Below are 19,992 nucleotides of genomic sequence, written 5' to 3' on the forward strand. Positions count from 1 at the left end.
TTATAAGGCGGAATACCTTGTAGATACATTGTGACAGCTTCAATTTGTACTTCTTTTGAAAACATAGTAAAACCCCGTAAGTTTTGGAAATTACTCCAACTTACGGGGTTCAGTTCAGGAACAAAAGCAAATGTTCCAACCTTTTTATATTAAACATGTAATTTCTGTTAATCTGGTAGTTCGTCTTCTTCTGGTGTTAACGGCAAATTAATAATGAAGCTAGTAATGTCATCATCTGACTCAACTCGCACTTGTCCACCATGCGCATTAATTACTCCATTAACGATAGCCAAACCAAGTCCTGTACCACCGGTTTTCGTATTACGCGATCCTTCTACACGATAAAACCGATCAAACAGACGTTTAATGGACTCATCAGGAATTTTAGCCCCATTATTCGTCACACGAATTTCTACCTGGTTGTCATCTGGCATAACCTTTGCCGATAATCTAACAAAAGTTGCACCCTCACCATACTTAAAGGCATTATTGATTAGATTCATAAACACACGCGCCAGTCGGTCAGGATCACCAACCATTTCAATAACCGTTGGATTTGACACGGCCGAAATCACAACACCTTTTTCCTCTGCTTCAAGCTCATAATTCACTGCCAATTGCTGGAGTAAGGCCGCTAAATCTAATGGTGCCCAATGGAGTTTGAAGTCAACTTGATGAACTTGCGTGTAATCAAACAAATCTTCAACTAATGATTTCATTTGGCCTGACTTATCAAAAGCCGTTTGGGCATATTTCATAATCTCTTCACGTTGCAATTTTTGTTGCTCACTATCGTTAATGATTAATCCAAGATACCCCAAAATTGACGTCAACGGTGTCCGCAAATCATGCGAGACATTTGTAACCATTTCATCTTTAGACCGTTCAATTTCATGTTCTTCAACCATTGCTTGTTGCGCAGCTTCAAAAACACCGTTAACATTCTCTGCTAATGGTTGCAAGCGGCGCCCCCAGTGCTTAACCTGTAACCCCTGACTCTTTGTATCACCAACCTGTGGTACTAATTTATTCACTGCTACAATCAATTCTGATAACTTTGTTTGTTCATAAAACTGCCATAGCAATAGCAACCAGACAATTAATAAAATACCCCCTACAATCCCGACAGTTACTGGTGATTGCTGTGATATCCTTACTAATTCTGACCACAAATTATTTGTATCCCAATGTGATTGAATCATGAGAATAATACCAATTCCCATGCATACAAAAAGCAGGGCGGAAACCACTGCCTTGACTGTGAATTTTAGCCAACTCAGTATTCTTAGTTTCATCCCCACTGCCTTTCTGTATTAAAGTACTTCGATTTTATAACCAACGCCCCAAACAGTTTGCACAACCTGGTTACCACCAGTGGCTTCTTCTAACTTATCACGTAAATGCGACACGTGAACCATCACTGTTTTTGCTGACACAACGGATTCTTGTTGCCAAACACGCTCAAAAATATCATCAGCACTGAATACTCTATTTGGATGTGATGCTAGTAGGTACAAAATGCCAAACTCCAAAGCTGTCAAATTAATATCAACACCGTCTGCTGTGCGCACTTCGTGACTATCTTTATTGATTGTCAATGGGCCGACATCTAGCACCTCTGGTGTAGCTTGTGCCAAGCCGTTTTGTGCCCGACGTAGTAATGCACGTACGCGCGCCATAACTTCCAATGGATTAAATGGCTTTGTCACGTAATCATCAGCACCCGTAATTAGTCCTTGAATTTTATCCATCGCACCTGACTTTGCTGACAATACTAAAATAGGTACTGAATTGTCCTTACGAACTTCTTTCAAAACCTCTGTACCGCTCATTTCAGGCATCATAATATCTAAAATAATCAAACCAATATCGGGATTCGTCCGAATCTTAGTCAATGCCTCTCTACCATCGCCAGCAACAACTGGCTCATAGCCTTCATTTTTCACATAGATTTCTAGCAATTCCGCAATTTCTTGGTCATCATCAACAATCAAAATTTTCATTAATCTACCCTCACTGCTTCTTTGGCTATTTCTTTCGTGATTGTGTTTGCGCGTTTGCTCCAAGGAAACCACCCTTGATTCCCGTCTTTGAACGCCAGTAGCGGAAGCCAACGAAGGCAAGTGCTGCAATCACAAGATATACCCAACCTGGTAACAGTGGATTAATCACTGGTGGTAAGAAGGCAAAGCCTAGGTATGCTAAGAACCAAATAGCAAAGGCCCCGACTGTAACACTGGCCTTTTTCAAAAATGATACATGTTTACCATCGCGACGTGGTGCAAGGGTCAATGTAACAGCTGAGAAGAAAATACCACCTAAGACTGACGTCAAAATCAATGAAGTAATTCCGGCTGCACCTGCTGAGCCATCCGCTGATGACTTCATACCACTAAAGATCAATGTTAGTCCAAACATGAAACTAAACATCATAAAGAAGGCAATGGCGTTATCAACTGCAAGTGGCCAAAAACCATAACTTGCATACCCACGAGTATCATCGCTCTTTTCTGCCTCAGTCTTTAGTCCCATTGCTTCGGCTGGCGTATTATATAATTGCTTAGCTGTTACTCCCGTTTTTTGGGCAGTTAATAATTTTGCGCCAACTTCAGTGATCAATTGTGCTTTAGACTCATCACCATTAGCCAGAATAACCATTTGACGGATAAACTCTTGGTTACGTCTTGTTAATCCCGACGTTGCAAGTTCTTGAATAGTCGGCAACGTTGGCTTTGGTGCCTGTGATTGTGTTTGTTCCTTTGACTCTGTCATATTTCTCCCCAATTAAACGTTGAACAAGAATTCAATGATGTCTCCATCTTGTACAACGTATTCCTTTCCTTCTGAACGACGACGCCCAGCCTCTTTGATCGCCTTCATTGATACATACTTGTCCAAATCTTCGAATGACACTGTTTCAGCACGAATGAAACCACGTTCAAAGTCTGAATGAATAACACCGGCAACCTGAGGTGCCTTCATGCCAGCACGGAATGTCCAGGCACGTGTCTCTTTACCACCAGCAGTAAAGAATGTACGTAAATCAAGCATATGATAAGCAGCACGAATCAAACGATTCAATCCCGGTTCAGTAATGCCCTGCAATTCCATGAACTCCGCTTTATCTTCATCATCCATTTCGGCAATTTCTTCCTCAGCGCGTGCAGAAATACCAATAACATCAGCACCTTCTGATTCTGCATATTGCTTAATCTGTTGATAATATTCTGATTCTGATGGATCAGCCATGTCGTCTTCCGAAACATTAGCCACATAAAGCACTGGCTTTGACGTTAGCAAGAATAAATCATGAATGATTTTTTGCTCATCTTCATCCCAATCAATTGAGCGGGCTGGTTTACCAGCTTCTAATGCAGGCTTTAGTTGTTCTAGAACGGCAAGCTCAGCAATAGCATCTTTATCTTTAGCAGACTTCGCTGACTTTTCAACACGACTGTAACGTTTGTCAATTGATTCTAAATCAGCTAATACTAATTCCGTATTGATTGTTTCAATATCTTCTAATGGGTCAATCTTACCAGACACATGGGTAATGTCATCATCATCAAATGCACGTACCACATGGACAATAGCGTTAACCTGTCGAATATTTTCCAAGAATTTATTTCCAAGTCCCTCACCTTGTGAAGCACCTTTAACGATTCCAGCAATATCAGTAAATTCAAAAGTTGTTGGGACAACTTTATCCGCCGGAATCAATTCTTGAATACGGTCCAACCGATCATCAGGCACTTCAACCATACCAACATTTGGTTCAATGGTTGCAAATGGATAGTTTGCCATTTCTGCACCTGCTTTAGTAATTGCATTAAACAAAGTTGATTTACCGACGTTTGGCAAGCCAACAATTCCTGCTGTAAGAGCCATTTTATTTACCCATCTCTCTTTTCATTAATTAATCTTGTGCACTTTTTAGTACACGTTTAAAACGTTTATCAAAATCATGACGTGTCATGACAATTTGTCGCTGACAACCTTGGCACACGATTTTCATATCAGCACCAACACGCATAATCTGCCATTCATTTGCACCACATGCATGCGCCTTTTTCATTTCAACAATATCATGTAAATTATACATCACTGCCTCCACTATTCCGCATCTAAGTCAATGTCTAGTGTTTCAAAAATCCGGTTTAAGTCTTCATCTGACAAATAGGTGATTTCAATTTTTCCAGCACCTTTATGATTACGTGTCATATGGACTTTTGTCCCGAACTTATTTTCCAATGCCGTTGTCGATGCTTTGATATAAGGAGACAAACTTGGTTGCTCCTTAGTAGGTGCTGACTGTTCGTTTAATTTATTGACCAACTGTTCTAATTGGCGAACTGTCATCCCTTCAGCTACGGCACGCTTGGCAACAGGGACAATCCGACGCTTATTATGTAATCCTAATAACGTACGAGCTTGCCCCATTGACAGCTGACTGGCATTTAACAATTCTTTGACTTCATCAGGTAGATTCAATAAACGCAAGAAATTAGCAACCACCGACCGGGCCTTGCCCAATCGTTTAGCTACTTGTGCTTGTGTCAAATTAAGGCCATCCATCATATCACGATAAGCCTGCGCTTCTTCTAATGGCGTCAAATCTTCACGTTGTAAGTTTTCAAGAATTGCCGCTTGCAACATTTGATCATCGTCTAACTTGCGCACGATTGCCGGAATAGTTTCTATATTAGCAATCTGCGAGGCTCGCCAACGGCGCTCACCAGCAAGAATTTCGTATTGACTACTGTCTTTGGGATTATGTCGAACAATAACTGGTTGTAGGACCCCATTTTGCTTAATTGATTCAGCTAATTCCTGCAGCTTATCCTGGTTGAACACCCGTCGCGGTTGGAATGGATTGGCAACCATCTTTTCAATTGCGATTTCACGAACTTCATCACCATTAGAAACTGAGTTATCAAGACCTTGATCAGCAAATAAGGCTCCTAGGCCACCACCTTTTTTCCCAAAGCCACCTAATCCTGTTTTTTTAGATTTCACCATGAGATTCTAAGACCTCCTTCGCTAACTTTGTATAGACCTCAGCACCTCTTGATTTTGGATCATAATCAATGATTGACATCCCCCGAGATGGTGCTTCAGACAAGCGAACATTGCGCGGAATAACAGTATCGTATACTTCACTGCCAAAGTACTCACGCACATTATCAATAACATCAGCTGACAAATTTGTACGTGGGTCAACCATGGTCATTAGGACACCTTCAACTTCTAAATCAGGGTTGAAATGACGTTTGACCAATTTCATATTATTCATAAGTTGGCCAAGACCTTCTAACGCATAGTACTCAGCTTGAACCGGAATCAAAATTGAATCCGCCGCTGAAAATGTATTAATCGTCACTAATCCAAGTGAAGGTGGATTATCTATTAAAATATAGTCATATTGTTCGCGAATGTTACCCAACGCATTTTTTAAGCGCAATTCGCGTGCCATTACTGGTGCTAACTCCAGCTCTGCACCAGCAAGACGAATCGTTGCCGGTACAATATCAACGCCTTCATGAGAAGTTGATAAAATGACGTCAGCTAAGGGCACGTCATTAATCAAGACGTCATAAATATCTTGTTCAATATTTGATTTATGAACACCAGTTCCTGATGTTGCATTACCTTGAGCATCGGTATCAATAATTAATACTTTTTTGCCAAAAGATGCTATCGAAGCAGCCAAATTGACTGTTGTGGTTGTTTTACCAACACCACCTTTTTGGTTTGCTAATGCAATAATGTGTCCCATTATTTTCCCCTTCCTACAATGGTTTGCGTGCTGGGTCTCCTGGTTTACGAGGATAACGGTTAGGTGTTGAACTTACCTTATCAATAACAATAATTGTCCTAGGATCACCATTTGGTAAGTTGACCGGTACTTCTTCGCCAATCTTGCCGCCCAACTTTGCGATTGCTCCTTGTGCTTCATGCAATTCTTCGCTTGCAGCACTACCTTTCATGGCTAACAGTGCCCCACCAACTTTAACAAGTGGTAAAGTCAATTCGCCTAAAACATTTAAACGAGCTAACGCCCGAGCAGTCGCCACATCAAATTGTTCGCGATTTGGCGCCTTTTTATGACCAAACTCTTCAGCTCGAGCATGGATGACCGTCACCCCTTCGAGTCCGAGTTCGTTAACTAGCTCCTGCAAAAAGTTTATCCGCTTATTTAAAGCATCAATAATAGTAATCTGTAATTGTGGAAAGGCTATTTTTAGCGGCAACGACGGGAATCCAGCCCCTGCACCAACATCAATCATACTAAGTTGGTCAGTTTGTAACTTAGGATATGCCCATGCTAAAGTTAATGAATCATAAAAATGCTTTAAGTAAACCTCATCACGATCAGTAATGGCCGTTAAATTCATATGTTCATTAACTGCTACCAAACGATCGTAATACGTTTGGTATTGCGTTAGTTGTTTATCGTCTAAAATGACGTTTTTATCGCGTAGTGCCGCCGCAAATTCTTCGGGGTTCATTATCTCTCTCCAAACTGATTCCAATACTAAAAGAATACCGCAAAATGCCCATCTATTCAATAGATGGACAGAGTTGAATCACAAAATCTAAGGGCTTATGTTTCACGTGGAACATTAATATTTGTGCTACTACCCAACAAAAATTATCATCATAAATCAAGTAAACAATTGCCAGATTTTAACTTAAGCGACGCCAAATTTTTTCCTGAATTTTAGGTTGCGGATCCTTTTGCATGTCATCAAATGATCGCCACATGCCACGAGCCAACTGTTGTGATGCTACTTCTGCCGTTAAAATCGTGACCGTCCACTTCAAATGCGTGTAAACGTGGGTTACTGGACGGCCGGTTACCTTCTTTAAATCGGCTACCACACCATAATCAGTAGTCAGTCTTTTCTGAGTGGCTGTAATCATTTCATCTTCAGTCCAATTGGCATCACTATCTGTCATAAAATCTGTTAATGCATACAATGGCATCGTCCAAAAGTTTCCTAATAAACCATTGGCTGGTCGTTGTTCCCATAAATAACCGGCTGGTGATTTCACAGCAATTGCAAAATAAGTAACTGGTTTGGGCTTGGCTGCCTTTGTTTTTACTGGATAAAAATCCTCAGTTCCATCTAAATATGCTGCATTAAACGCTTTGACTGGCGAATGTTCGCTATCATAATTTTTAGCACTCATATATGATGACCCTAAATCCATAATTGCTTGGTTAAAATCGCCAGGACGTTCTGGATCAATTAACTTTTGTCCCACCTCAAAGAAAATTTTTCTTGTTTTTGCTTGAGCAATATCGGCATCAATTTTGAATAACCGTGAAAACACCCGAAATGCGTTCCCATCAATCGCTGGTACTGGTTCATTAAAAGATATACTAGCAATCGCTGCTGCCGTATATGGACCAATTCCGGTTAATTTCTGTAAAGTAGCCATATCAGTTGGCCAAACGCCTGCATAATCATTAACAACTTGTTGGGCTGCTTTTTGCATATTACGCACTCGTGAATAATAGCCGAGTCCCTCCCAAGTTTTCAATAAAATTTGTTCCGGAGCTTTCGCTAAATCTTCTATTGTCGGAAAGGTTGTCATAAAGCGTTCAAAATATGGAATGACCGTCTGCACCTGGGTCTGCTGTAACATAATTTCCGATACCCAAACGTGATAAGGTTCATGGTCTTTACGCCACGGTAAATCTGCACGGCCTTCTCTGTCATACCATTCAAGTAATGTTTGACGGAATGCCGCAATTTTGTCTTCATGCCACATATCAATCATGAATTTTGCCACCTTTTTTAAAAGTTATTTATCCAGTGTAACATTTTCTAATTTCAAATTTGCCTAAACCATATGCAATGAGCGATAATGGAGATAAGAAAAAATTAAGAAAGAGGCATTATCCTTATGGCAGACCAAACTGCACTTAAAAAATTAGCCGGTTATCGTGCAGCTGAATTCGTTGAAGATGGTATGGTAGTTGGAATCGGTTCAGGTTCAACTATCGCCTTTGTCGTTGAAGCATTGGGGAAACGTGTTGCGGAAGAAGGATTAAAAATCAAAGGGGTTCCTACTTCAGATAAGACACGACGCACAGCAGCAAAGCTTGGTATTCCCATGCATAATGTTGATGATGTTGATCACATCGATATAACCATCGATGGAGCCGATCAAATTGATGAAAATTTTGCAGCAATTAAAGGTGGTGGAGCTGCCTTACTTTGGGAGAAAATCGTCGCTGTTAACTCACGACGTAATATTTGGGTCGTTGATGATACAAAAATAGCACCTCAATTAACACATTATCTACCTGTAGAAGTTATCCCTTACGGTGCTGAACAACTATTTAAGCGCTTAAAGCAAAAAGGTTATGAACCAACCTGGCGCTTAGACCAAAATGGTAACCCGGTCCGTACCGATTCGGCCAACTTCTTGTTTGATTTGCATTTTGATAAAATGCCTGATCCATTTAAACTAGGTCGTGAACTGACTAGTATGGTTGGTGTGGTTGAACACGGTTTGTTCCTAAATATCGTTGACCAAGTGATTGTTGGTCGTGATGATGAGACAATTGCGGTTTTTGATTCACATCCCCAGCCCTTAATCTAATTAAATAGCTGAGGAAACATAAATTAAAAGACAGGTAAGAAGAATCCATGGATTTTTCTTACCTGTCTTTTTTCATAAATTACATTATGAAATACTCTTTTGACCTTTTGGAATCAACATCTTAAAAATCGTACCATGCGGTTTATTATCCAAGATTTCAATCGTACCACGATGGCCTTGCACGACCCATTTAGCAATCGACAATCCTAACCCATGACCACCCGTTGAACGTGAACGAGCCTTGTCAATTCGATAGAAACGATCAAACAAGTGCTTCTTATCTTCTTCTGAAACACCTTTACCAGTATCCGCCACTGTCAACTTGACCCCACTACTTGTTGCTGCTGCAGCAATAGTGACGCTGGCACCTTCACCAGCATACTTTTGAGCATTATCAGTAAGAATCACCAACAGTTGACGTAGACGCTGGGCATCCCCAACAATCGGCAATGTTTCTGGGACATCAACTTGCAACGTTTGCTGCTTTTCATTAGCATTGTATTCATAAATGTCGCCAACTTCACGTACCGTCTTAGCCAAATCCATTTCTTCAAATTCAAACATCGGGATATCCGCATCGGCCTGTGAAAGGGTCAATAAATCTCCAGTTAAATGGTTCAAATGTCTAACTTCTGTCAGTGCATTGGCGACACTTTCGACTTGATCCATTACCGTATCATTTGGATGTTCCAGCATACGTTCCAAATTATTTTGAATAACGGTCATCGGGGTTTTAAATTCATGCGCGGCATCAGCAACAAATGTCCGCTGCTGATTCCAAGACCGCATAATCGGACGCATATTAGCTCTCGTTAATGCCATTCCCATCAATAATAGCGCTAATTCAGATAGCACATAAATCCAAAACAAACGCGTCTGATATGATTCTACTAAATCATGTTCTGCAGTGACATCGACATAGGCCAACTCACTGCCCTTACGATTGAAGAAATACCAACTGCCTCGATATTCACGCAAATATACATGATTAGATTTAGGTAAATCCAACGTCTTTTTAAATGCGCCGACATAATCAGTAATCTGGGCCGTTTCATTTTGGACAACGGGTCGATCAAAGCGGTTTGCTTGTACATCAAAAGCACTTTCCACACGTGATTGGGCATTGCCATACATCACTGTTCGGAATTGACTAATTGAAAAGGAACCAATCAAAACGAAAACTAAAGTAAAGCCAACCACCATTAAAATAGTCATTTTAACCTGTTGTGACAACGAAGCGCGGATTCTTTGTAGCCACTTTGGTAGTTTTAATTTGTTAAAACAATGGTGTTGCTTTTCAGCCAGTTTCGTTTTAGCCATTATTCCTCAGTCGTCGCGCTCAGTGTGTATCCCACGTTACGCAATGTTTTGATATTAACTTGGGCCTCCGCTTGACGCAAGTTCTTTCTCAAGTTAGACATGTAAACTTCGACAACCGTCAAAGATGTATCAGAATCAAATCCCCATAGTCGGTCAAAGATTTGATCCTTGGTAACTATTTGGCCCACGTGTTGCACTAAGTATACTAACAGACCAAACTCACGACCTTGCAAACTAACTTCTGTATCATCAACTAACACCTTGTGTTGGTCCACATAAATTTGTACATTACCAACTTCCAATGCGCCATCTTGTCCAAGCACACCTGTATGACGTAATAACATCTTTAAACGTGCCAAAAGTTCTTCTTTATAGAATGGCTTCGTAATATATTCATCAGCACCTAAATCAAATCCTTGCATTTTATCAGCTATTTCACCCTTAGCTGTCAGCATCAGTACTGGCAAATTTGGAAACTGTTCTTTAGCCTTTTTCAAAATAGTAAAACCATCTTGTCCAGGTAACATCACATCCAAAACGACTGCATCATATACCCCTGACTCAATTTCAAACCAGCCTTCATCACCATCGTGGACCTGAACAACTTCACCTAGGTCAGAAATTGTTTCTTTCACTGTATCATTCAACGCATAGTCATCCTCGACAATTAATAATTTAACCGTATTTTCTGCCATAATGTTACCGTCCCTCTTGCACTTGTTAGTTTTGTTATTTTCAATATAAACGCTGAACCTTAAAAACTACCTATTTTCAACTTATTTATACCTTAAATATTTAAGGTTTATATCTCTCATTATAGAGCACTTGCTTGTACAAAAAAACAAACTGCTACCGAAGAAAACGGCACAGCTTGTTTAATAGTTAAAATTTATTAATTTGTAGACATCTATTTCTTCTTACCAGCAAAATAACTGATCAATCCGATAATGATCCAAATACCTAAAATAATATATTCATAAGGCCAAACTAGAGAAACCGATGTACCCGGAATAATCGTTGATAACGCAATTAGAATCGCAATCACACCACCAATAACAGGTAGCGATAAATGCTTGTTACGAAATCCACCCTTCAAATCAGGGTACTTCTTACGAATGGCTAACAAGTTAAAGGCGTTGATTCCCCAGGCTAAAGCCGTTAGGAAACCACCGATATCCAAGAAGTAAGTTAACGCACCTTTTCCCATCCAGCCAAGTGACAAAACCAATACTAAGGTCATCACAATGGCACGACTTGGCGTACCATGTTTAGGATGTACTTTTGCAAAATAACGTGGCAAAATATTCTGCTCAGCTAATGAATAAATCAATCGTGGCGCCGCTGAAAACAACGTCAAAAAACTGGTTCCTAATCCTAAGAAAGAAATAATAAAAGCCGCCGTACCAAGTAATGGGAAACCTTCTGCTTTAAAGGCATCGATCGTTCCCATTTCCATAGTTGCAGTACTTTGCCATGGATGAATCCAAGCTGAAGCTAAGAGCACTAATAGATAGTAAGCCGAGGCAATCATAATTGCCATCACGACAATGCGCCCAATTTTTCGTGCGGGGGTCTTCACCTCTTCAGCCATCACACCGATTGATTCCCAACCCGTCAAAAATGTCATTGCTGGCAAAATAAAGCGGAATATTTCAGGGGTTTTTGACTGATGATCATAGAATGCTGGCCAAAAATTACTTGGTTTACCATGGCTAAACCCAACAACTACCAACATAACACCAATGACGCCAAGGAGAATAAACAACACAATTTGCACATTACTCGTCAGACTTGCTCCTCGATAATTAATCGCAAAGATAAATAATGTGATCAACACGCCTAACACTAATTCAGTATAATGAACCTTCATCCCTGCAAATGAATATGCTGGGCCAGTCGCAATCTGCGGAATAATCTGTGACAGTAACATACTGGATGCCGTGACATAAAAGGCTAACGCACTCAGGTACGACCCGAGCAAAGCCCAACCGGCAAACATCCCACCTTTTCTACCAAAGGCCTGATACCCGTAAACAACTTCACCACCTGCTTTAGGGTAAATCGTTGATAACTCAGCAAATGACAGCGAAACCAGAACTGCTAACACTGCTGCCGCTAATAAACCAAAAATTTCTCCACCCGCACCATATTGGTGGAAAAACTGACTATTTGTATAAATCCAACTACTACCAATTACACCACCAGCACCCAAGGAAATAATTCCGAATGTGCTAATACTTGGCTTAAGCCCATTTTGCGCCATAAACAATCCTACCTTTCTAAACCTACCTTGAAGTATATGTCTAGCAACCCATTTTCTGTCCTAACTTACCTACTATATTAAAACATATCGCCTTGGGCACATACCACTACTTATTGACCATCATACAATACATTTATTAAGACTTATTTTACCCGAAAAATCCATTAAATAGGACTTTCTTTAGAAAAAACCAAAAAATCCCGAAAACTTGCCAAACAATGTGGTCAGTTTTCGGGTCAATAAACATATTAATTCTATTTTAATTCCCTATCCTCTACGGATAACTGCGTCAATTGACAATGTTTGCATAGCCTGCAAATACTCCGTTGCCGTAACATCTTCCGTAGTTGCTAGCAGGTGGAAAATACCACCAGAATTTTCAGAAAGCAATTGCTTATCCTCAAATCCATTACGTTTATAGAAGGCATAACGCTTAACACGTTGCTCTTCATTTTCTGCTTGGTGGCCAGTCTGTTCAGCTTCCAGAATCAAACCTTTTGGGTACCGTTCTTTCAAAATAGCTAAAGCACGGCTACCATAACCCTTGCTTTGAATTTTTGCATCCATCGCGAAATATAGCACAAACGCTTTGTCCACACCAATTTCACACAAATACAAAACACCAATTACCTGATCTTCATCAGTCACCACTTGCATCCTTGTGCCACTCTTTTGATCAGACATTGCAACTAGCTCCGCAATGGGACGTTGCTCATATTCTGGGAAGGCCTCAAGGTAAATACGTTCCCAGTCTGCTTCAGTCTTTGGCGTAACATCAATGATTTCCATTTTTTAACACCTCATTCTATCGACATAAATTATAAACTATCTACGATTATAACATGGATAGCCATTTATAAAAAAAGCGCGCGACAAAAAACGCCTTGGCGCTAATTTGTAAGTAATTTCTTTTAAGAACAAAAAAATGGCTGGGACATTATTTTGTCCCAACCATTCCGATTATGCTGTTAAATTACAATCCGCATAATCTATTTAGTAATTATCTACTAAATTATACAGAACGTATCGCCCTTGTTTCCTTTTACAAGGGCGATACGTTTCGTTGATTGTGTATATCTGCCAAAACGTATCACCCCCTTTCCTAGATTACCAATTATTATAGTCGCTCATTTAGAAAATTCAAGGATAATGCTTATTCTATTTCCAACGCGTCCGTAATCAAGTCGCGTAACTTGTGTCGTTGGACTTTACCACTAGCTGTGCGTGGGAAGTCTGTTGCCTTGTAAAAATGGGCGGGCACTTTATAATGAGCCAACATATCTCGTCCAAAGTCACGTAAAGCTTGTCGTGATAATGTTTGTCCATCCTTAAAGATAACAAAAGCCACTGGTACTGCGCCCCATTTTTCATCGGGCACACCAACCACCACAATTTGCTTGATTTCATCTAATTTCGCATAAATTGATTCAATTTCGTCCGGAAAGACATTTTCACCACCTGATGAAATCATATCGCCCTCACGACCATCAATAAATAAGAAACCTTCATCATCTAACCAACCCATATCACCAGTATCAAACCAACCATCTTCAAATGTGTTGGCGTACTTCTCGGGTTGATTTAAGTACCCCACTGCTAACGTTGGTGATTTAATTTGAATACGCCCGTGCTGTTGGTCATCTTGATGAGCAACACGTATTGATACTGGGAACAATGGCTTACCAGCTGAACCAAGTTTCCGTTGCGCATTCGCTGCATCCAAGGCAATCACTTGTGAGGCTGTTTCCGTCATACCGTACGACTGCACGACCTCAATACCTGCTGCTTTTGCCCGTTGCAAGGTTGTTAAGTCCGTTGGTCCACCACCTAACAACATCGTGCGGAATTTTTCATGATAACGGGTATTGGCTGGCAACTCAGCTAATAGTTGTGTCAACATCATAGGAACTACAGAAATGGTTGTCACTTCACCATTCAATAATGCATGATTAATCTCATGAACATCAAATTTTTTGAATAAGCGTACCCCCATACCATAGATGAGCGAACGCATCATAATTGACAACCCGCTAATATGAAAGATTGGCACCACTGCCAACCAAACATCATCCGCCATAATACCCAAATTTAATGCTGAACCGACGGCTGAGTAAAAGTGATTGCCAAAGGTCTGCATGACCCCTTTGGGATTACCAGTCGTTCCAGATGTATACATAATTGATGTCACTGTATCTAAATCAAACTCGGCAACTGGTTCAATGAGCGTGGTTACTGGTAATTCTAATACTTCCGCAAATGATACTTGTTGATCGACTGATAATGCTAAGTCAAAATCATCATCTTGGACAACTACCTGAACCCCTGCATCTTGTAATTGAAAATTAATTTCTCTTGCTGATAAACGTCGATTAATCAGCACGACTGTTTTCCCTAGTTGTTGGACAGCCAAAATCATCAAATAGCCTTGAAGTTGATTTGACGTAATCACCGCAATGCGTTCTTCATCTTGTGCAAATTGCGCTAATTGGGTTGCAATGCGCTGCACTTTTTCTTGCATCTGTGCGAAAGTTAATTTTGTTCCCTGATACTGAACGGCTAATCGATCAGGTGATAACTGGGCACGTTTTGTTAACCAATTTTCCATAATATTCCTTCTATTATTTTTTTAAAGCAAACTAGAACAAAAAACTCGATAACTGACAATCATTTGTCACATACCGAGTCTTAATCTTTTTTATGGGAATTTTGGATACTTATTAAAGTCTGGTTGACGCTTTTCAAGGAAGGCATTCTTACCTTCTTTTCCTTCGTCAGTTGTGTAGTACAACATTGTGGCATCACCAGCAAATTGTTGCAAACCAGCCAAACCATCTGTATCAGCATTCATGGCTGCCTTAATAAAGCGCAAGGCAGTTGGTGACTTTTGTAAAATGATATTTGCCCACTCGATGGTTGCTTCTTCAACTTCAGCCAAAGGAACCACACGATTGATCCAGTTCATATCATAAGCTTCTTGAGCGGTATAGAACTTGTTCAAGAACCAAACTTCCTTTGCGCGCTTATGTCCAATAACACGTGCTAAGTAACCTGAACCATAGCCGGCATCAAATGAACCAACCTTGGGACCAGTTTGTCCAAACATGGCATTGTCAGCGGCAATCGTCAAATCACAAACTAATTGCAAAATGTTACCACCACCGACTGACCAACCCTTAACCATTGCAATGATTGGCTTAGGAATAATACGCATCAAGTGTTGTAAGTCTAAAACATTCAAACGAGCAATGTGATCATGTCCAACATAACCACCATTACCACGTACTGATTGATCACCACCAGATGAAAAGGCCTTATCCCCTTCTCCAGTCAAAATAATCACACCAATTGACGCATCGTCACGCGCAATTGAAAAAGCGTCGATCATTTCTTGAACCATATCAGGTGTGAACGCATTGTGATGGCGTGGATTATTCATGGTAATCTTAGCAATCGCATCAGCACGTTCAAAGAAAATTTCTGAGTATTCTTTAACTGTTGACCATTCTACTGTCATATTTATTTTGCCACTTCCTATTTTTTATCTCTTATATGCTACTAATGCATTATAATCTTTTCTATTATTTTTTCCAAATTAATATTAAAATGATGATTGATTATATTCTATATTTAAATGCGAGGTATTACCATGGATGCACTGAAATTTCTAAATGTTGCAAACGATCTGGTCACGACTGAAAAAACAATCGTGCGTTTACCAATCACCGATAATATTAAGCAACCTTATGGCATCGTGCATGGTGGTATCAATGCTTTTCTTGCTGAAACTGCTGCCAGTTTAGGGGCCAAAGCTAGTTTGACTGAGCCAAATCAAGTGCCAGTTGGGGTCGATATTCATACTCATCATTTAAATGCAGCAAAAAATGGTACCTTGATTGCCGTTGCAACCCCTATCAAATTAGGTCACCGCATCCAAACTTGGACAGTCACAACCTTAATTGAAGAGACACAGCAACAGACATCAACATCGATTGTGACGGTGATGATAACCACGCAAGGTTGAGTGATACTTTAAAGATTTTAGTTAGTCATACTTTCCAAGGCACAATCAGTGTTCCTGCTATGTAATATGTTACGATTAAATAAATTGATACGGCTCAATAAAAGTTTTCAAATGTATGTATGAACCACAGGATTTGCCTAGCACAATGAACGTATGCGTCCTACTACTGGAGAAATGACCCGTGCTTATTAACCCGCTTCATTATTGAAGAGAACTGACTATCAGAAAGTGTTAACCTATGAAAAATAAAAACACTGCCTTACTCAATCAATTTGATATTGCAATTCAAGAAGTTGATGAAAATTCAAAATTAAGTAAGTTTTTAATCGAGTACCGAAACAAGTTACTCAACAACAAGCTTAAGGGAATTGAAATTTCTCAATTCATAGATGGAATTTCAAAAATCATCCGAAAAGATCATCAAAATGTTCCTCATTCTGTGCTCAAACTAATGTCAATGGTTCAATATCGAGGTATTTGGAATGGATTTGGCCTTGGGTTACGTATGTTATAAACCCAGGACATGAGAGAATATTTGCAGTCTTTCAGGCAGCATCTATACGCTCAAGTTAACAAATATATAACAAAGCCTAAAAGGGTTGGGATACTTATTGTATCCCAACCCTTTTTGAATCCTAATAGATTTAATTTTATAATATTTCAAACATCTACTTGATGGCGTTTAGTACAAGAAGCAAGCACTCGCTTACATCTCGTCTAGGCGACCCCACTTGGGTTTATCATCGTCCGCATTATTTGACTGAGTCTCAACATCATCGTTACCCGTGACATCTGTTACAGGTGCATGTTCAGCTGCTAGTACTTTTGTTAACACATCATATAATGCAACAATTTCATCATGGGATAAGGTTAGTCCTTTTCCCATTTTGCTATTATCTGGTGACCATGATCGTAAATCAAATTTAGGTTTATTCTCACCCCATTGCACAAAGTTTAACTGTAGTTCCCAACCACTTTTACTGGTTGATAATGCACCGAACTTTTCTAAAATATCATATGATAGTTTTGCCATTTGAACCTCCTCTGTGACAATATCTAAACAAATCCAATATCATGAGCTGTTTGTGTCTGAATCATTTTTGTAATCGTTTGTGGATCGCGGGTCTGATCTAGTACCCACATCAATTTTGCCACAACCGCTTCGGTATTCATATCACCCACCGTGACGCCACCAGCATCCGCCACGCGTTTACCAACTTCATACAAATTGATGTCTTGACCCTCTTCCAGAATTTGCGTCGTAATAATAACCGGAATATTCGCCGCAATCAACTTCTCAATCCCTGGAATTAAGTTACGTCGTTGGAATGGCAGACCACCATTGCCAAAACTTTCAATAATAACACCATGGGTATTTTCAACTAGATAATCAAATATATCCACAGAAAGCCCCGGAAAGGCTTTAACAACAAAGATATTCGGATCCAATGATGTATGGGCCTTTAACAAGGGTTCTTCTGGTTCTGGTTCATATAGTGACACCATTTCTCCAGCATTCACGCTTGCCAGGTATGGGTAGTTGATACTTTCAAACGCATCATAACTCTTTGTTTTTGTCTTAACCGCGCGGGTCCCCATCATGACCAAACCGTTAAATACAAGATAAACACCGGTCAAATGCGTTTGACTAGCAAACGTAACGGCATCATCCAAATTACGAATAGCATCCGACTGTGTCTCACTTATTGGAATTTGCGATCCAGTCAAAACAACGGGCCTTTTAATACCGTACAACAAATACGACAATGCCGCCGCTGTATAGCCCATCGTATCTGTCCCATGAGTGATGACAAACCCATCAAATTCATCCTGCTGTTCTAAAATACGTCCGGCAATAATCAGCCAATCCTCTGGTTGCATATTCGTTGAATCTTTCCCCATGATATTTTCAACAGATATCGTCACATTATCACGTGGTACAACATATGTCATCAGTTCATTAGCTGTCATCCCTGGCGCTAAGCCTTGGGCAGTTTTCGTTGAGGCAATGGTACCTCCAGTAGTTAAAACCAATAATTTTTTCATCGGCTTTTCTCCCATCAATTTCAATGACTAGTATTTAATTATTATCGCATATTTATATTAGCGAAATACAGTCAATTTGATTTTACTTAGCTATGCCGACTACCATAAAATACGTAAACTAGAACACCAAGGCCTAACCAACCCAGTGTTAAGAAAATTGCGGAAATATTTAATGAGCATAGTAGCAAGAACGCTGCTAAAGCTGCCAATATTGGTAGTATCGGATAATACGGCATCTTATAACCACTATGGTCGATATCTGAACGCTGACGGAGCTTCAAAACAGCTAATCCAGCCACAATAAAGGCAATCAATGTTCCCGCTGAAACTAGATTTGCTAACATACCGATTGGAAAGATACCGCCTAGAACAATTGCAATAATCGTAATAACAATCGTGGCAATCTTAGGTAATCCTGTCCGATCTAACTGTGCAAATTGACGAGGCATTAGACCATCACGACTAAATGAGTACACCAATCGCGACCCACCAATCAACAAGGCAACCAAACCAGAAAACATCCCCACTAAGGCTACCACTGACAACAAGTTAGCTGTAAATAAATGACCTGATTCACGTAACGCCCATGCAGCCGGTTCAGCATTATCAGCAAATTTTTCGTATGGGTACATCCCCGTCAAAGTTACTGCAACACCAACGAATAAAGCTGTCGCAATCACTAACGTCCCCACAATTGCTTGTGGCATTGTTTTTTGCGGATTTTTAACCTCTGCTGAGTTAGCAGCAATCGTATCAAACCCAATATACGAAAAGAAAATTTGGGTTGCCCCAGCAATAATCCCAGTCATCCCACCAAAATGCGTCCCTGCTTGATGATGAGGAATAAATGGCAACCAGTTATTTACTTGTACAGCTGTGGCTCCCACAACAATAAAAATAATAATGACCACAATTTTCCCAACAACTAGCCAATTCTCAATCCGCGCAATATTTCGCATCCCACGAGAAGCTAATACACCAACGGCTAAAATCGCCAGTGCCCCAAACAAATCGAAGCCGGTACCTTGCGCTAAATTAAAAGATGCCTGGAAAAATTGGGGTAATTCAAAGCCAAAACTTGCTAAAAAACCTTGAAAATAAGATGACCACGCCGATGAAACTAGTGCTAAAGCAATCAAATATTCAGCTAAAATCGCCCAACCAGCGACCCAACCAATAAATTCACCGAAAATAACATTTGCCCAAGAATAAATCGAACCTGCAAAAGGCATCGCTGATGCTAACTCGGAATAGGCTAAAGCTGATAACCCAGCAATCAACGCTGCAATAATAAAAGAAATGACCACTGCCGGACCAGCATATTCGGCTGCCACTATACCGGGCATCGTAAATACACCAGCACCGACCACCGTACCAATCCCCATGGCAATCATTTCTTTTTTACCCAATATTGGCTGTAATTTACCATCCTTATCCGCATAATTACTGGGATTTTCACGTCGAATCATTTTTTGCCATAAATTCAATTGCGCCATAATAAACCTCTCATCTCTCTTGTACTATTCATCGTTTGTCATGCCCGGCATGAATATAACTTGTAAAGTTTCTCATGATATTCAAGATACCGCTGACTTATTATTATTATTTGGTAAATAAATACGTCATTCCTATTAATGAAATTTCAAATTAACTCTTGTCATCTCAGAATAATGGTGCTATTCTTCTAATTATCAATTAATGCACGGAGGGAAATCGTTATGTTAGT

The 19,992-nt window shown here is 40.1% G+C and carries 21 protein-coding genes; 3 read left to right on the forward strand and 18 right to left on the reverse strand.

Translation table 11 applies throughout. The features are described 5' to 3' along the window. Positions 1 to 167: 167 nt before the first annotated feature. From NGR58_RS04380 to mutY, 9 genes are all read right to left on the reverse strand, one after another. On the reverse strand, positions 168 to 1,295 hold the full coding sequence (locus tag NGR58_RS04380) for a sensor histidine kinase (protein ID WP_258088426.1): 1,128 nt from the start codon (positions 1,293 to 1,295) through the stop codon (positions 168 to 170). Positions 1,296 to 1,313: 18 nt separating this feature from the next. Continuing rightward, entirely contained in the window at positions 1,314 to 2,003 is a 690-nt protein-coding gene (locus tag NGR58_RS04385; protein ID WP_258088427.1) for a response regulator transcription factor, read from the reverse strand. A 25-nt stretch (positions 2,004 to 2,028) separates the two neighbouring features. Then, positions 2,029 to 2,772 carry a DUF1129 domain-containing protein gene (locus tag NGR58_RS04390; RefSeq protein WP_258088428.1) on the reverse strand — a complete coding sequence of 248 codons (744 nt, stop codon included), beginning with the start codon at positions 2,770 to 2,772 and terminating at the stop codon, positions 2,029 to 2,031. Between the two features lie 12 nt (positions 2,773 to 2,784). Continuing rightward, a complete protein-coding gene (gene ychF / locus NGR58_RS04395) occupies positions 2,785 to 3,888 on the reverse strand; it encodes a redox-regulated ATPase YchF (RefSeq protein ID WP_258088429.1) in 1,104 nt (367 codons plus the stop codon). Between the two features lie 28 nt (positions 3,889 to 3,916). After that, complete coding sequence (locus NGR58_RS04400) at positions 3,917 to 4,102, reverse strand: DUF951 domain-containing protein (protein WP_075270422.1); 186 nt, start codon at positions 4,100 to 4,102, stop codon at positions 3,917 to 3,919. Positions 4,103 to 4,113: 11 nt separating this feature from the next. Continuing rightward, on the reverse strand, positions 4,114 to 5,019 hold the full coding sequence (locus tag NGR58_RS04405; RefSeq protein WP_258088430.1) for a ParB/RepB/Spo0J family partition protein: 906 nt from the start codon (positions 5,017 to 5,019) through the stop codon (positions 4,114 to 4,116). Then, positions 5,006 to 5,776 (reverse strand): ParA family protein, encoded by a 771-nt coding sequence (locus tag NGR58_RS04410; protein ID WP_258088431.1) that lies wholly within the window; start codon positions 5,774 to 5,776, stop codon positions 5,006 to 5,008. The genes NGR58_RS04405 and NGR58_RS04410 overlap by 14 nt, the downstream gene beginning before the upstream one ends. A gap of 13 nt (positions 5,777 to 5,789) precedes the next feature. Next, positions 5,790 to 6,509, reverse strand: a complete 720-nt coding sequence (gene rsmG / locus NGR58_RS04415; RefSeq protein WP_258088432.1) for a 16S rRNA (guanine(527)-N(7))-methyltransferase RsmG — start codon at positions 6,507 to 6,509, stop codon at positions 5,790 to 5,792. Between the two features lie 178 nt (positions 6,510 to 6,687). Beyond that, positions 6,688 to 7,788 carry an A/G-specific adenine glycosylase gene (gene mutY / locus NGR58_RS04420; RefSeq protein ID WP_258088433.1) on the reverse strand — a complete coding sequence of 367 codons (1,101 nt, stop codon included), beginning with the start codon at positions 7,786 to 7,788 and terminating at the stop codon, positions 6,688 to 6,690. Positions 7,789 to 7,914: 126 nt separating this feature from the next. Between mutY and rpiA the strand changes: the two genes are divergently transcribed. Further along, positions 7,915 to 8,616 (forward strand): ribose 5-phosphate isomerase A, encoded by a 702-nt coding sequence (rpiA, locus tag NGR58_RS04425; protein ID WP_258088434.1) that lies wholly within the window; start codon positions 7,915 to 7,917, stop codon positions 8,614 to 8,616. Positions 8,617 to 8,700: 84 nt separating this feature from the next. On the opposite strand, the gene NGR58_RS04430 is transcribed toward rpiA, so the two are convergent. The 6 genes from NGR58_RS04430 to menB all read right to left on the reverse strand — a co-directional run bounded on the left by NGR58_RS04430 (position 8,701) and on the right by menB (position 15,713). Then, positions 8,701 to 9,936 carry a sensor histidine kinase gene (locus NGR58_RS04430; protein ID WP_258088435.1) on the reverse strand — a complete coding sequence of 412 codons (1,236 nt, stop codon included), beginning with the start codon at positions 9,934 to 9,936 and terminating at the stop codon, positions 8,701 to 8,703. Then, complete coding sequence (locus NGR58_RS04435; protein WP_258088436.1) at positions 9,936 to 10,631, reverse strand: response regulator transcription factor; 696 nt, start codon at positions 10,629 to 10,631, stop codon at positions 9,936 to 9,938. Before NGR58_RS04435 ends, NGR58_RS04430 begins: the two co-directional genes overlap by 1 nt. 212 nt (positions 10,632 to 10,843) lie before the next feature. Next, on the reverse strand, positions 10,844 to 12,199 hold the full coding sequence (locus NGR58_RS04440; RefSeq protein WP_258088437.1) for an APC family permease: 1,356 nt from the start codon (positions 12,197 to 12,199) through the stop codon (positions 10,844 to 10,846). A gap of 267 nt (positions 12,200 to 12,466) precedes the next feature. Continuing rightward, complete coding sequence (locus tag NGR58_RS04445; RefSeq protein WP_258088438.1) at positions 12,467 to 12,988, reverse strand: GNAT family N-acetyltransferase; 522 nt, start codon at positions 12,986 to 12,988, stop codon at positions 12,467 to 12,469. Positions 12,989 to 13,352: 364 nt separating this feature from the next. Continuing rightward, the gene (locus tag NGR58_RS04450; protein ID WP_258088439.1) at positions 13,353 to 14,804 is read right to left on the reverse strand and encodes an o-succinylbenzoate--CoA ligase; all 1,452 of its coding nucleotides are present in this window, start codon (positions 14,802 to 14,804) and stop codon (positions 13,353 to 13,355) included. A 90-nt stretch (positions 14,805 to 14,894) separates the two neighbouring features. Beyond that, positions 14,895 to 15,713, reverse strand: coding sequence for a 1,4-dihydroxy-2-naphthoyl-CoA synthase (gene menB / locus NGR58_RS04455; protein WP_258088440.1), 819 nt, complete (start codon positions 15,711 to 15,713; stop codon positions 14,895 to 14,897). Between the two features lie 132 nt (positions 15,714 to 15,845). On the opposite strand from menB, the gene NGR58_RS04460 reads away from it, so the two are divergent. Then, positions 15,846 to 16,220, forward strand: a complete 375-nt coding sequence (locus NGR58_RS04460) for a PaaI family thioesterase (RefSeq protein WP_258088441.1) — start codon at positions 15,846 to 15,848, stop codon at positions 16,218 to 16,220. Positions 16,221 to 16,458: 238 nt separating this feature from the next. Continuing rightward, positions 16,459 to 16,734, forward strand: coding sequence for a bacteriocin immunity protein (locus NGR58_RS04465; protein ID WP_258088442.1), 276 nt, complete (start codon positions 16,459 to 16,461; stop codon positions 16,732 to 16,734). 192 nt (positions 16,735 to 16,926) lie between these two features. Here NGR58_RS04465 and NGR58_RS04470 read toward each other — a convergent pair whose 3' ends face one another. From NGR58_RS04470 to NGR58_RS04480, 3 genes are all read right to left on the reverse strand, one after another. Then, on the reverse strand, positions 16,927 to 17,253 hold the full coding sequence (locus NGR58_RS04470) for a YdbC family protein (RefSeq protein ID WP_258088443.1): 327 nt from the start codon (positions 17,251 to 17,253) through the stop codon (positions 16,927 to 16,929). Positions 17,254 to 17,276: 23 nt separating this feature from the next. Then, a complete protein-coding gene (locus NGR58_RS04475; protein WP_258088444.1) occupies positions 17,277 to 18,266 on the reverse strand; it encodes an asparaginase in 990 nt (329 codons plus the stop codon). 86 nt (positions 18,267 to 18,352) lie between these two features. Further along, positions 18,353 to 19,762, reverse strand: a complete 1,410-nt coding sequence (locus NGR58_RS04480; protein ID WP_258088445.1) for an APC family permease — start codon at positions 19,760 to 19,762, stop codon at positions 18,353 to 18,355. Positions 19,763 to 19,992 lie beyond the last annotated feature (230 nt).

Origin of the sequence: Weissella fangxianensis (genome assembly GCF_024718545.1) — a bacterium.
In the GTDB taxonomy this organism is placed as follows: Bacteria; Bacillota; Bacilli; order Lactobacillales; family Lactobacillaceae; genus Weissella; species Weissella fangxianensis.

Excerpts from the sequence above, each read along its gene's own strand:
- NGR58_RS04430 (WP_258088435.1), bottom strand. The coding sequence starts at position 9,936 with ATGGCTAAAACGAAACTGGCTGAAAAGCAACACCATTGTTTTAACAAA.
- rpiA (WP_258088434.1), top strand. The coding sequence starts at position 7,915 with ATGGCAGACCAAACTGCACTTAAAAAATTAGCCGGTTATCGTGCAGCT.
- NGR58_RS04385 (WP_258088427.1), bottom strand. The coding sequence starts at position 2,003 with ATGAAAATTTTGATTGTTGATGATGACCAAGAAATTGCGGAATTGCTA.
- NGR58_RS04460 (WP_258088441.1), top strand. The coding sequence starts at position 15,846 with ATGGATGCACTGAAATTTCTAAATGTTGCAAACGATCTGGTCACGACT.
- NGR58_RS04475 (WP_258088444.1), bottom strand. The coding sequence starts at position 18,266 with ATGAAAAAATTATTGGTTTTAACTACTGGAGGTACCATTGCCTCAACG.
- NGR58_RS04445 (WP_258088438.1), bottom strand. The coding sequence starts at position 12,988 with ATGGAAATCATTGATGTTACGCCAAAGACTGAAGCAGACTGGGAACGT.
- NGR58_RS04435 (WP_258088436.1), bottom strand. The coding sequence starts at position 10,631 with ATGGCAGAAAATACGGTTAAATTATTAATTGTCGAGGATGACTATGCG.
- NGR58_RS04380 (WP_258088426.1), bottom strand. The coding sequence starts at position 1,295 with ATGAAACTAAGAATACTGAGTTGGCTAAAATTCACAGTCAAGGCAGTG.
- NGR58_RS04450 (WP_258088439.1), bottom strand. The coding sequence starts at position 14,804 with ATGGAAAATTGGTTAACAAAACGTGCCCAGTTATCACCTGATCGATTA.
- NGR58_RS04465 (WP_258088442.1), top strand. The coding sequence starts at position 16,459 with ATGAAAAATAAAAACACTGCCTTACTCAATCAATTTGATATTGCAATT.
- rsmG (WP_258088432.1), bottom strand. The coding sequence starts at position 6,509 with ATGAACCCCGAAGAATTTGCGGCGGCACTACGCGATAAAAACGTCATT.
- NGR58_RS04480 (WP_258088445.1), bottom strand. The coding sequence starts at position 19,762 with ATGGCGCAATTGAATTTATGGCAAAAAATGATTCGACGTGAAAATCCC.
- mutY (WP_258088433.1), bottom strand. The coding sequence starts at position 7,788 with ATGATTGATATGTGGCATGAAGACAAAATTGCGGCATTCCGTCAAACA.
- NGR58_RS04470 (WP_258088443.1), bottom strand. The coding sequence starts at position 17,253 with ATGGCAAAACTATCATATGATATTTTAGAAAAGTTCGGTGCATTATCA.
- NGR58_RS04405 (WP_258088430.1), bottom strand. The coding sequence starts at position 5,019 with ATGGTGAAATCTAAAAAAACAGGATTAGGTGGCTTTGGGAAAAAAGGT.
- NGR58_RS04410 (WP_258088431.1), bottom strand. The coding sequence starts at position 5,776 with ATGGGACACATTATTGCATTAGCAAACCAAAAAGGTGGTGTTGGTAAA.
- NGR58_RS04390 (WP_258088428.1), bottom strand. The coding sequence starts at position 2,772 with ATGACAGAGTCAAAGGAACAAACACAATCACAGGCACCAAAGCCAACG.
- ychF (WP_258088429.1), bottom strand. The coding sequence starts at position 3,888 with ATGGCTCTTACAGCAGGAATTGTTGGCTTGCCAAACGTCGGTAAATCA.
- menB (WP_258088440.1), bottom strand. The coding sequence starts at position 15,713 with ATGACAGTAGAATGGTCAACAGTTAAAGAATACTCAGAAATTTTCTTT.
- NGR58_RS04400 (WP_075270422.1), bottom strand. The coding sequence starts at position 4,102 with ATGTATAATTTACATGATATTGTTGAAATGAAAAAGGCGCATGCATGT.
- NGR58_RS04440 (WP_258088437.1), bottom strand. The coding sequence starts at position 12,199 with ATGGCGCAAAATGGGCTTAAGCCAAGTATTAGCACATTCGGAATTATT.